General features: G+C 58.0%; 9 protein-coding genes and 1 pseudogene. 3 read left to right on the top strand and 7 right to left on the bottom strand.

Going from position 1 to position 11,209, the window contains the following annotated elements:
• Window positions 1-260, bottom strand: a pseudogene (locus ACQY7U_RS04135) (hypothetical protein); the annotation flags it as partial.
• Between the two features lie 17 nt (window positions 261-277).
• Window positions 278-1,123 (bottom strand): AAA family ATPase, encoded by an 846-nt coding sequence (locus ACQY7U_RS04130; protein WP_428642274.1) that lies wholly within the window; start codon window positions 1,121-1,123, stop codon window positions 278-280.
• 311 nt (window positions 1,124-1,434) lie between these two features.
• Between ACQY7U_RS04130 and ACQY7U_RS04125 the strand changes: the two genes are divergently transcribed.
• The 3 genes from ACQY7U_RS04125 (at window position 1,435) to ACQY7U_RS04115 (ending at window position 6,303) form a co-directional block, all read left to right on the top strand.
• The gene (locus ACQY7U_RS04125; protein ID WP_428642272.1) at window positions 1,435-2,817 is read left to right on the top strand and encodes a flagellar hook protein FlgE; all 1,383 of its coding nucleotides are present in this window, start codon (window positions 1,435-1,437) and stop codon (window positions 2,815-2,817) included.
• 84 nt (window positions 2,818-2,901) lie between these two features.
• Window positions 2,902-4,752 (top strand): flagellar hook-associated protein FlgK, encoded by a 1,851-nt coding sequence (gene flgK, locus ACQY7U_RS04120; protein WP_428642270.1) that lies wholly within the window; start codon window positions 2,902-2,904, stop codon window positions 4,750-4,752.
• A gap of 15 nt (window positions 4,753-4,767) precedes the next feature.
• The gene (locus ACQY7U_RS04115; protein ID WP_428642268.1) at window positions 4,768-6,303 is read left to right on the top strand and encodes a flagellar protein; all 1,536 of its coding nucleotides are present in this window, start codon (window positions 4,768-4,770) and stop codon (window positions 6,301-6,303) included.
• Window positions 6,304-6,422: 119 nt separating this feature from the next.
• On the opposite strand, the gene flaF is transcribed toward ACQY7U_RS04115, so the two are convergent.
• From flaF to ACQY7U_RS04090, 5 genes are all read right to left on the bottom strand, one after another.
• Entirely contained in the window at window positions 6,423-6,803 is a 381-nt protein-coding gene (flaF, locus tag ACQY7U_RS04110; RefSeq protein ID WP_428642265.1) for a flagellar biosynthesis regulator FlaF, read from the bottom strand.
• Window positions 6,685-7,179, bottom strand: coding sequence for a flagellar biosynthesis repressor FlbT (flbT, locus tag ACQY7U_RS04105; RefSeq protein ID WP_428642264.1), 495 nt, complete (start codon window positions 7,177-7,179; stop codon window positions 6,685-6,687). Before flbT ends, flaF begins: the two co-directional genes overlap by 119 nt.
• 91 nt (window positions 7,180-7,270) lie before the next feature.
• Entirely contained in the window at window positions 7,271-8,764 is a 1,494-nt protein-coding gene (locus ACQY7U_RS04100) for a flagellin (protein WP_428642263.1), read from the bottom strand.
• Between the two features lie 289 nt (window positions 8,765-9,053).
• Window positions 9,054-10,547 carry a flagellin gene (locus ACQY7U_RS04095; protein WP_428642261.1) on the bottom strand — a complete coding sequence of 498 codons (1,494 nt, stop codon included), beginning with the start codon at window positions 10,545-10,547 and terminating at the stop codon, window positions 9,054-9,056.
• A gap of 244 nt (window positions 10,548-10,791) precedes the next feature.
• Window positions 10,792-11,209 (bottom strand): flagellin (locus ACQY7U_RS04090; RefSeq protein WP_428642259.1); only part of this gene is annotated, 418 nt, incomplete at its 5' end.

Below are 11,209 nucleotides of genomic sequence, written 5' to 3'. Positions count from 1 at the left end.
ACGGCTGTAATGCCGTTTCGACCGGTGTAGATGCAGCCCGCAAGACTGACCGCGTCACCCTTCATGACCTTGATCCGGAAAAACGGTCCGATCGTGTCCGGGCAGCGCAGACCGGTAAAATGCCTCAGACCGCCGACATCGCTCTGCCAGCCGGCATCTTTTTCAGGCGGAACCTGCGCCCGCGATGGGACCGGCGTTTGGCCGAACAGGACAAGGCCCGCGAGTGCAGGGGCAAACAAGGCTGCCGACAGTCTTGCCAAGACGATCTCCTAAGCTGTCAGGTCCGCTCCCGCCGGGCCATGAAGGCCAACCGCTCGAAGAGATGGACATCCTGCTCGTTTTTCAACAAGGCACCATGAAGGGGCGGGATCAGTTTGGAACTATCTTGTTGACGAAGGGTTTCCGGGTCGATGTCCTCGTTCAGAAGCAGCTTGATCCAATCGATCAGTTCCGATGTGGACGGTTTTTTCTTCAAGCCCGGAACATCGCGGACATCGAAGAACAGCCGCAGGGCTTCGTTGAGCAGTCGCTGCTTGATACCGGGGAAGTGAACCTCGACGATTTCCGCCATCGTTTCGGCATCCGGGAACTTGATGAAGTGGAAGAAGCAGCGGCGCAGGAAGGCGTCGGGCAAATCCTTCTCGTTGTTGGACGTGATGATCACGATCGGCCGCTGGCGGGCCTTGACGCTTTCGCCGGTCTCATAGACGTGAAACTCCATCCGGTCGAGTTCCAGAAGCAGGTCGTTGGGAAACTCGATATCCGCCTTGTCGATCTCGTCGATCAGCAGCACCGGCCTGACCGGAGCGTCGAAGGCTTCCCAGAGCTTGCCCTTGCGGATGTAGTTGTTGATGTCCTTGACGCGTTCGTCTCCCAGCTGGCTGTCGCGCAGACGCGAGACCGCGTCATATTCGTAAAGGCCCTGCTGGGCCTTGGTGGTGGATTTCACGTGCCACTCGATCAAGGGGGCCCCGAGAGCGGCGGCCACCTGTTCGGCGAGCACGGTCTTGCCGGTGCCCGGCTCCCCTTTTACCAGCAGCGGGCGCTCCAGGGCGACCGCCGCGTTGACTGCAACGCGCAGGTCTTCCGTTGCAATGTAGTCTTCAGTTCCTTCGAAACGCATTTCGCCGTCCGTTTTGTCTTCGTTGAGCGAAAGGTGGCAGGCCGGGCCCTGCGGCGCAAGTCCCCAATCCGGGGAAGGGGCGGTAACATCGCCACGGGGACAGACTTGCCGGTCCGACGGGGAAGTTTTTGCCTGTTTCGGCGCGGCTTGCCGGGTGGAATTTTTCCGCTGCAAAGTTGTTCAATTCAGCAAGGTGTTGAGTTTAAATATTTATTTCCCTTCTCTTGTAGTTGGCACGCCCTTTGCGGAGTAGCGGCGATTATGGGCGCAAGCCCGCGTCAGCAGTGTCCATTTCATCAAGAGGACCAAACATGGGTATTTATGGGGCTATCAACTCGGCCGTCTCAGGACTGGCTGCGCAGGCCACGGCTCTGGAAAATATTTCCGGTAACGTCGCAAACTCGCAGACGACCGGCTACAAACGTCTGGATACGACCTTCGCCGATCTGGTTTCGGGCGGCGGCTCGACCCAGGCTTCGCAGGTCTCCGGGACCACCTTCGCCACGTCGCGCGCCACGAACTCGGTTCAGGGGGATATCACCTCGGTCGATGTGGACACCTATATGGCGATCAACGGCGAAGGCTACTTCGTTGTGACCCAGGCAGCGGATGTGGTCGATGGGTCCACCACCTTTGCCGATGAAACCTTCTACACGCGCGGCGGCGACTTCGAACGCGACAAGCAGGGCTACCTGATCAACAGCTCCGGCTACTATCTGCAGGGTTTCCCGCTGGATCCGAATACGGGCAACCCGATTGGCGACAATCCGACCGTGGTGCGCATCGAGAACAAACCGCTGGCGGCTTCCGCGACGACAACCGTTGATTATCAGGCCAACCTGCCGCGCATCCCGGCCACGACGGACTATGATGGCACGAACGATGCGACTGCATTGCTGAATGCCTCGGTCGGTACCGGCAACGTTGCGGTTGCCAACAACCAGGACTTCCTCGACAGTTCCATCTCCGGCGGATCGCTTACGATCTACAACCAGAACGGTACGGCGATGAACGTGGAAGTGCGTTACGCCAAGATCTTGAACGAAGACGCCGGTGTTCCCCAGAGCGACACCTGGACGATGTATATCGGTACGGGCGGCGATGCGACCAACTCCTGGTACGATGTCGGCGACATCACCTTCGACAGCAGTGGCGCGATGAGCGGATTGACCGCCGGCACCATCGGCACGGTCAACGGAACCGGTGACGGCTTCTCGCTTGCCTCATTGCAGATCGGAGGGACGACTGCCACAAACGTCGAAATCTCCTACGCCAACAATTCCCTGACCCAGTATTCCGATCCGGAAGGCACCGCCAGCTCGGTTTCGCTCGATCAGGACGGTTTCCCGGCAGGTGAACTGACTTCGGTCGCCGTTGACGAGTCCGGCCGTGTGATCGCCAGCTACTCCAACAACCAGCAGCGGGCGGTTTACGAAATTCCGCTGGCCACCTTCGAGGCCGAGCAGAACCTGAAGCGTGTCGACGGGGCCGCCTTTGCTGCCACGTCATCTTCGGGTGAAGCCGACCTTTCCGGCGGCGGGCAGATCCTTGCCAAGAAGCTGGAGCTTTCCAATGCGGACATCGCGGACGAGTTTTCCAAGCTGATCATCACGCAGCAGGCCTACTCGGCGAACTCGAAGATCGTCACGTCCGCGGACGAAATGCTGGACAGCGCCCTGAACATGGTCCGCTAAACAATCCGCTTTTGAAAACTGCCGGCGGGGGCTGCCTCCGCCGGCTTAACCGGTCAGTGAACGTTCAACCTGGGAGAAACCGCCATGGGACTAACAAGTGCCCTGAACACCGCGGTCTTCGGAATTACCTACAACCAGCGGCAGCTGGACGTGACCGCGTCCAACATCGCCAACGCTGACACGGCCGGCTATTCAAAAAAGACGATTTCCGCCAACGCCTTCTTCGACGGCAACGGCAATGTCGCAGGGATTGAGGCAACCGAAGTCCGGCGGATCATCAACGAGCAGATCCAGGCCGACTATTTCAATTCGCTTGCCGACACAAGCTATGCCAAACAGATCGCCGACTTCACTGGCCGGCTTGACGACCTGTTCGGAACGATCGGCGGCAACGGCTTGTCTGCTCTTGCCGGTCAACTGTCGTCGTCGCTGCAGACACTGATGAACGATCCGGGCAACTACTCGGCGCAGGCCGATGTGGTGGCCGTGGCGGATGCCTTGGCGCGCGAACTCAACGGATCCTATGCGCGGATCACCGACCTGCGGCAAGAGGCCGACAACGCACTTGCGCAGCAAACCGAAAGCGTGAACAGGCTGCTTTCGAGCATTGAGGACATCGACGGCGCCATCCGGGACGCCTCTCAGGCCGGGGTCTCGACTGCCGAAATGGAAGACGAGCGCGATCGCCTGATCGAACAGCTTTCCGGCTATCTCGACGTCGAGGTCTCCAAATCCGGCGATGGCACGCTGTTCATCCAGACGGCCAACGGGCAACAGCTTTATTCCGACAATCGCGCCTCGACGCTGAGTTTCGAAACCAGCCATTCCCTCCAGCCGGGACAAACGGGGAATACGGTTGTCGTCCGCACGCCGGGTGGAACCACCTATGATCTGCTCGATGCCTCCAAGTCCGGTCTGATGGTGGCGACCGCGGAACTCAGGGACGACATCCTGCCGGAGGCTCAGCGGCAACTCGACACGATTGCTGCGGAAATTTCGCTGGCCTTTTCGAATGTGACCATTGCAGGCAGCGCCGCGACGGTGGGGCTGGACAGCGGGTTCGACCTGGATATCTCCGGACTCCAGTCGGGCAACACGATTTCACTGCAATACACCGACACGAGCGGTGTACCTCAGACAGTGACGCTGGTTGCGGTCGACGATCCTTCGCTGCTGCCGCTGGGCAATTCCGCGACGGCCAACCCGAACGACACGGTATTGGGGGTCGACATCTCCAGTGGCTCTACGGCCACCTACATCACCAACATCACGGCAGCACTCGCCGGCACCGGCCTGCAAGTCAGCAACGACGGTTCCGGCAACCTCCGGATCCTCGGCGACAACACCGCGCCGACCAGTGTTGAGGGCCTTTCGGCCAATGTGACGGTCACCGCCAATACCGACCAGGGGCTCGGCCTTGCGATCTTCGTAGACCAACGGGCGGGAACGGATCTGTTCACGGATGCTCTCGAGGGTGGCGGCCAGCGTCTCGGGTATGCAAGCGGTATTCGCGTCAACCCGGACCTCCTCGCCGACAGCGCGCTGCTCGTGAACTACCAGACGACACCGGAACCGAACACGACCAACGATCCCGCCAGGGCGGAGTACCTTGCCAACGCATTGAACGCCAGTGGCACTTATTTTGATCCTGCGTCGGGCATCGGCAGTTCCTCTACGCCCTTCCGGGGGTCGGTTCTGGATTTTGTGAACCATACGGTCGCCTTCCAGGGAAATCAGGCCAATGACGCTGCGACCTACTCGAAATCCAAGGACACGATGACCATGAACCTGGCCATTCGTTACGAGGAAACCTACGCGGTCGACCTCGATGCGGAGCTTGCCTTCATGGTTCAGCTCGAAAACGCCTATGCAGCCAACGCAAGGGTGATGCAAACCATCAAGGAGCTCTTCGACGAGCTTCTGAGTATCGTTTAGCGAGTGAGGTGATTAATGGCGATTTCTTCGATAACCACCTCCCGGACCTATCTCACCCGGCAGCTTGGCGAATTGAACGACCTGCTGGCTGAGAAGACCACGCAACTTGCGCGGGGCAAGGTCGGCACGACCTATGGCGAGGTCGGAGACCGCAGACTGCTCGATATCCAGTTGACGCAAAAAGTCAGCATGATCGAAACCTACGAGCAGACGATCTCAATTGCCAATCTGCATCTGCAGACAATGACGATGTCGCTGGACCGTCTGGAGGACATTCGTCGGGACGGGAAGTCGGCACTGGATACCAATGATTTCATTCTTCAGGATGATGGCCAGTCGCAGACACAGTCCCGTGCGGAACTCCTGCTCAACGAGGCCCTCAATATCCTGAATACTGAAGTGGCAGGTTTCTACATTTTCGGCGGCACGGATTCCATCAACGATCCGGTTGCGTCGATTGATACCATCCTGAACGGCAAGGACGGTCAGGATGGACTGAAAACCTTCATGAGCGAATTCGCGCAGGCCAACCTGGGCGCTTCGAATACGGGCCGGACAACGACTTCCGCCCTCACGACCAATTATGCTGGCGCCATTCCAACGGACTCGACGTTCACGATCGCGGAAGACGGTGCCCATGATTTCGGTTTCGACATCTCCGCCGTTACCTCCACCTTGAGCAATGTCGCGATCACCGGACCTCTGGGGGCGGATCCTGACAGTTTCGATGTCCAGTTCACCGGGCAGCCTAACCTGGGCGAGACCATCAAGGTCGAACTGACCTTGCCGCCGGCGCATACTCAAAAAGTCACCATCGAACTGAAGGCAGCCGCCTCCGCTGAGGCGGACGGAACCTTCGCGGTCGGTGCGGATCTGGAAGAGACAGCGCAGAACCTTCGCGATGCACTTGCCGCGGAGATCGGAAAGGAAGCGGCAACGACCTTGCGCGCAGCCTCCGACACCTGGGCGGCTTCCGAGTTCTTCAATACCTTTGGCGGCAACGAACCGCAGCGTGTGGACGGGCCGCCATTTGATACCGCAATCGCCTTGACCGGAGGCGGGACAACGACAATGGACTGGTATTCCGGCCGCAACACCGCGACTTCGGATCCCAGGACAGACAAGAATGCCGTCGTCGACAACAACCTGACGGTGAACTACGGCGTGAGGGCGAATGAGGAGCCCTTGATGGAACTGGTGAAGTCGCTGGCGACATTCGTCGCTGCGGATTTCTCGGCCGGGACCCAGACTGACGAGGAATATTACAATGCCTTGTCCCGCGAACTGAGGTCGATTTTGCAGCCGCCCGGTGTCGACCAGTCCGGGATTGTCGACATTGCCACCGATATTGCGATCACGCACCGGACAGTGTCGCTGACGAGCGACCGCCATCTTCAGATGAAGAACAGCTACGAAGGGACAATCGCGGAAATCGAGGGGGTCGACCAGGACCAGCTGGCCGCGGAAATTCTTACTCTTAAGAACAATATCGAAGTCTCATACCGGGCCTCGTCCATCGTTTTCAACCTGTCGCTGGCCGATTATCTCTGAACCTCTGGAAGGGCGGTTGGGCCGGGGTGATGCCCGGTGCTCCGTTCACTCGAACGAAATGAAAAGGCCGGTGCGCGTCGCGCACCGGCCTTTTGAATTTCTGATAAAGCGGGGAGGTATTATTCCCCGGCCGGCTGCGCCCTGAGGCCTTGAGCGATGGACCGGTTGATGCTGATCAGTGAATTGAGCTTGTTTTCGTCATCGGTGGTCATCACCGAAATGGTCTGCTTGAAAACGAAGACGCCCAGGGAGGCAATGTTGTTCTTGATGTCCTGCGGCAACTGGCTTTCTTCGCTGGTGGCCGACGTTACAAGAATGCTCCACAGTTTGCGATTGTATACGAGCGCGTCGTCCTTCTCGGCAAGCGACGCCTCCTGCCATTCATCCTTGATCAGCTGAAGCCGGGCTGCGGCTTTCATCAGCAGATTCGCTTCCAGCTCCCTCGGTGACACCGCCACCTGGCTTGTTTTCTGGTAAGCCTGCGCTGCCTGTTTGTACATGACCGATCAGCGTCCCTTCGTATTCGATGAGCTTTCGTGCTTCTTTCAGTGCTTTATAGAAGGCGCCGGTTAGAATGGCGTTACTAATCCTGGTAACATACGGGATCGTACTCGGCGCGGCCTTCACTATGTCATTGACGAGGGTGAAGTAACTCTCCTGAATCCTCTCCAAATCCGTTGACAGGTACATCAGCTGGACGGCCAGATAGACCCTCTTGGCTGGTGTATCCGCGGTGGCCGGCGTGAGAATGTCCTTTTCTCTCAGAATGGGAGCCTGGCCTTCGATAAAGAGGCGAGTCCGCTGATTGTCATTGGTGATGACACTGTCGCCAATGATAATCCGTTCGCCCGGTTTCAGCTCGACCTTGAGCGCCATTCCGTGACCTCCACATTTGAGTATCGACTCGATTCGTTAACCAATTGGTTAACGGGCAAGGCCGGTACTTTAATGATCTTCACTTTCGCTGTTAACCGAACAGGCTCAGAACGCTCTGATCCGCCTGGTTCGCCAGGGAAAGGGCGGTGGACGAGAGCTGCTGCCGCGTCTGGAGGGCAAGCATGTTCGCGCCTTCTTCGTTCATGTCGGCGATGGTCAGGTTGCCGGCGCCGACTTCGAGGGTATTGATCAGATTTTGAGTGAAATCCGTCCTGATCTCAACCGTGGAAAGCGAAGTGCCCATCGACCGTGCAGCATTTCGAAGCTCGTCGAGTGCGGCGTTGATCGCCTGAAGCGTTCTGTCGATATCTGTATCGGTCTTGAATTCCGATGCAGCCGCGGAAAGCGCCACGGTCCCCGTTGTGCTGCCGAGCGTCATTCGGTTGAAGTCGGAATTGCTGCTGTTGATATCAAACGAGACTTCGCCGATGAGGCTGATGCTGCCACCGGAAAAAGTGGCATCCAGGCCTTTGACGTTGTTCATGAAACTGACCAGATCGCTGACCGTGGTCTCGGCGTCGATCTCAAGCGAGGCGGGTTCGAATCCGGTCCCGTCCGTGATCGTGATCGTGTCGCCGGCCTGGAAACCGCCGGACGTGATCAGAGTTGAACCGGCGGTAAGCGGCGCCACGCTGAGCGTGGTCGTTCCCGTCGCGGAGGCCCCGCCATTGGTGGCCGTGCCGCCGCCCGAGGCATCCTTTGCAATCGAAATGGTGTTGTCGAGACCTGATGTGATCTTGATCGAGTCCGTCGCCTCGTCGAAGTTTGCATGAACGCCGTTCAGGTTGTTGAGCGCGTCCACGTAGTCCTGAACGGTGGTGATGTCTGTCCCGACCGTCAGGTTCGTTGTCCCGGAACTGTCGGTAATCGAAATAACGTCGCCATTCGACCAGGCGCCGAGATCTGTCAGGTTGGAGGAGGCCTGCAACCCGGTCAGGCTCAGAGTTGCCGTGCCACCGAAAAGGTTGAAGGAGGAGGTGCCGGTGCCGCCCGGATCGAGATCGTCGAGGTTCAGACCGTCATCCAGGGAGGTATCGGTGAAGTCGACGGGGTTGACCGTCAGGTTCGACGTGGAGTCCTCGTTGAAGATGACCTCGAGTTCGTTGCCCGCGCCCGCCAGGAGGTTCTTGCCCTTGTAGCCGGAGTCCCGAGCCATGTCCTCAATCTGCACGAGCAGGTCGTTGTACTGCTTGGTGAACAGCTTGCGCTCATATTCACTGGAAGTCTGAAGTGCCTGGTTGGCGATCGCCTTGGCCGATTCCACCAGCTTGGTGATGGACGTGATGCCCTTGTCGGCAGCGCGGATCGTCTGAACGGCCTGGCCCATGTTGTCCAGCAGGTTTGCAAGATCGCTCGCCCGGTCGTTCAGGGACTGTGCCGTAAAATACGAGTTCGGGTTGTCGAGCGCCGTGTTGACCTTAAGACCGGTCGCGAGCCGTGTCTGGGTAATGGACTGCAGGTCTGCTGTTTGCTTCAGCGACAGGAGATTGTCCCGGACCGCACTGGAAAGAACAATATCAGGCATCAGACTTCACCGCTTTTCCTATTCAGCACTTGCCAAGGTGGCGCTTAATGCGAACCAGAAGGAGCGCACACCTTTGACGTAAATCTAAATGGAAAGTTAATCGCTGATGCACGTATTAACGCGATATAAATAAAAGTTACCAAAAGCTTTCTTTTAATGCCTTGAAATTGCGTTGCTTTTCAAGGCGGCTCGCGACAGTATTCCGTTCGCGAACAAAAACGGCGGACCAATGGCCCGCCGTATCTGGTTGTCAGCTTGTGAGTCGTGCGTCTGACTGATTCTAGCTGAATTAGAAGAGGGATAGCACCGTCTGGTCCGCCTGCGACGCGAAGGATAGCGAGGTCGAAGCAAGCTGCTGACGGGTCTGCAGGGCCAGCAAATTTGCACCTTCTTCGTTGGTATCAGCCAAGGTCAAAAGCCCGGCACCTTCCTGGAGAGTATTGATCATCGTCTTGGTGTAATCTTGACGGATCTCAACGGTAGAGAGGTTGGTCCCGAACTCGGAGGCCTGGGACCTGAGGTTCGAAAGGGCCGTATTCAGGCGATCGACGACGCGGTTGATATCCGTATCCGTCGCGAAACCGCTGTCCGAAAGAGCTGCAACTGCAATTCCTGTCGTGCTCGCGGTATAACCGGTTGCAGCGAAGTCCGCATTGTCGCTTTTCAAGGACAGGTCGGTTTCACTCTGAATGGACAGCAGACCAGAGCCTGCATCGAAGGACGCCGTGACGCCGTTAAAGTCATTGACGAAGTTTTCCAGATCGTCAGCGGTGGTGTCTGCCTCAACTTCCAGCGAGCCAAGCTCGTATCCATTGCCGTCCGTCAGAGTCAGCGTGTCGCCAATTGCAAAGGAACCCGAATCTACCAGTTTCGCGGTGTCCGCAGAGAAAGCTGTCGCGGAAACAGTGCCAAAGGCCGCGCCAGCAGTACTGGTGGAAATGGCAAAGTCGTCATTGGAATAGATGGTGAGCTGACCGTTCGTTTCGTCAAATTCCGCACGAACGCCCGCAAGGCCGTTCAGGTTGTCGATCAGGTCCTGAACCGTTGCGCCGGCGACCGCCAGGGTGCTGCCTGCGACTGCCGCAGCAGTCGCTGTCGTGTCATAAGCGGTAATTGTCGTGCCGGCGGTGATCAGGTTCGCGTCCGACAGCGTCGAGCTGGAGTTCAGCGTCGGGCCCGTGGAAGACTGTTGCAGCGTGATGACGGACTTTCCGCCCTGCAAAGTGAAGGACGTCGCACCACCCTGACCCTGAGCAAGATCGGACAGGTTCAAACCGGTAGAAAGAGAGGTGTCGGTGTAGTCGACCGCTTCGATCGTCAGCTTGGAGGTGGAATCTTCGTTGAAGATGGTCGTCAGGTCGTTGCCCTGGCCGGCGAGCAGGTTCTTGCCCTTGTAGGAGCTGTCGCGGGCGACGTCTTCGACCTGTTCCAGCAGGTCGTTGTACTGCTCGGCGAATTTCTTGCGCTCATACTGGCTCTGGGTCTGCAGGGCCTGGTTGGCTTTCGCCTTGGCGGTTTCGACCAGATCGGTGATGGTCTGAATGCCCTTGTCCGCTGCCTTGATGGTCTGCAGGGACTGACCCATGTCGTCCAGCAGATTGCTCAGGTCACTGGCGCGGGAGTTCAGGCCCGAAGCGGTGAAGAAGGAATTCGGATTGTCCAGAGCGGAGTTGACCTTGAGGCCGGTCGCCAGCTTGTTCTGGACACCGGACATGAGGTCGGCAGTGGACTGAAGGGTGAGGAGGTTTTGCCGCACAGCAGCTGACAGGGTAATGTCCTGCATCTGATTATCCCTTTCCTGGGTCACAAATTCTTCTGCTCGTCCTGAGCAGGTTGATTAGGATCATCTCCTGTTAACCCTAATCATTGGTTAATTGCATCGCATTTTAGGGTTAACGAGGGGTTAACCCTTTGAACGCGCGAGCAAAAAATGCCAGAAAACGGGAAAGGTTCCGCAGGGCGGCCGGTCAAGAATCAAAAAAGGCGGGCCGAAGCCCGCCTTTCGATTCCTGTGATGTGTCCCCGGATCAGAAGAGCCGCAGCACGTTCTGGTCCGCCTGGGCCGCCAGGGACAGTGAGGTGGAGGCGAGGGACTGCTGGGTTTGGAGCGCCAGCAGGTTCGCACCTTCCTCGTTGGTGTCTGCCAGGGTCAACTTGCCGGCACCTTCTTCCAGGGTGTTGATCAGGGACTGCGTGAAGTCCTGACGGTTTTCAACAATAGAAAGGTTGGTACCGAAGGTGGACGCCTGAGACCGCAAGGTGTCCTGTGCGGATTTCAACTTGGTGAGCGCAGCATCGATTGAGCTGTCGGTCGCAAAGCCGGAGTCCGTGCCGCTCGTGGTCAGTGTGGCGTTCGAGTTGAAGGCGGTGTTGTCCGACGAGATCGACAGTTTGAAGTCCGAGGTCACGGTCAGGGTGCTACCGCTCAATGCGGCGCTGGAACCG

It is taken from the genome of Roseibium sp. (genome assembly GCF_050301095.1).
Classification (GTDB): Bacteria; Pseudomonadota; Alphaproteobacteria; order Rhizobiales; family Stappiaceae; genus Roseibium.
This window is presented reverse-complemented; position numbering and strand designations above follow the sequence as displayed.

Coding starts and splice junctions, on each gene's coding strand:
- ACQY7U_RS04130 (WP_428642274.1), bottom strand. CDS start 1,123: ATGCGTTTCGAAGGAACTGAAGACTACATTGCAACGGAAGACCTGCGC.
- ACQY7U_RS04125 (WP_428642272.1), top strand. CDS start 1,435: ATGGGTATTTATGGGGCTATCAACTCGGCCGTCTCAGGACTGGCTGCG.
- flgK (WP_428642270.1), top strand. CDS start 2,902: ATGGGACTAACAAGTGCCCTGAACACCGCGGTCTTCGGAATTACCTAC.
- ACQY7U_RS04115 (WP_428642268.1), top strand. CDS start 4,768: ATGGCGATTTCTTCGATAACCACCTCCCGGACCTATCTCACCCGGCAG.
- flaF (WP_428642265.1), bottom strand. CDS start 6,803: ATGTACAAACAGGCAGCGCAGGCTTACCAGAAAACAAGCCAGGTGGCG.
- flbT (WP_428642264.1), bottom strand. CDS start 7,179: ATGGCGCTCAAGGTCGAGCTGAAACCGGGCGAACGGATTATCATTGGC.
- ACQY7U_RS04100 (WP_428642263.1), bottom strand. CDS start 8,764: ATGCCTGATATTGTTCTTTCCAGTGCGGTCCGGGACAATCTCCTGTCG.
- ACQY7U_RS04095 (WP_428642261.1), bottom strand. CDS start 10,547: ATGCAGGACATTACCCTGTCAGCTGCTGTGCGGCAAAACCTCCTCACC.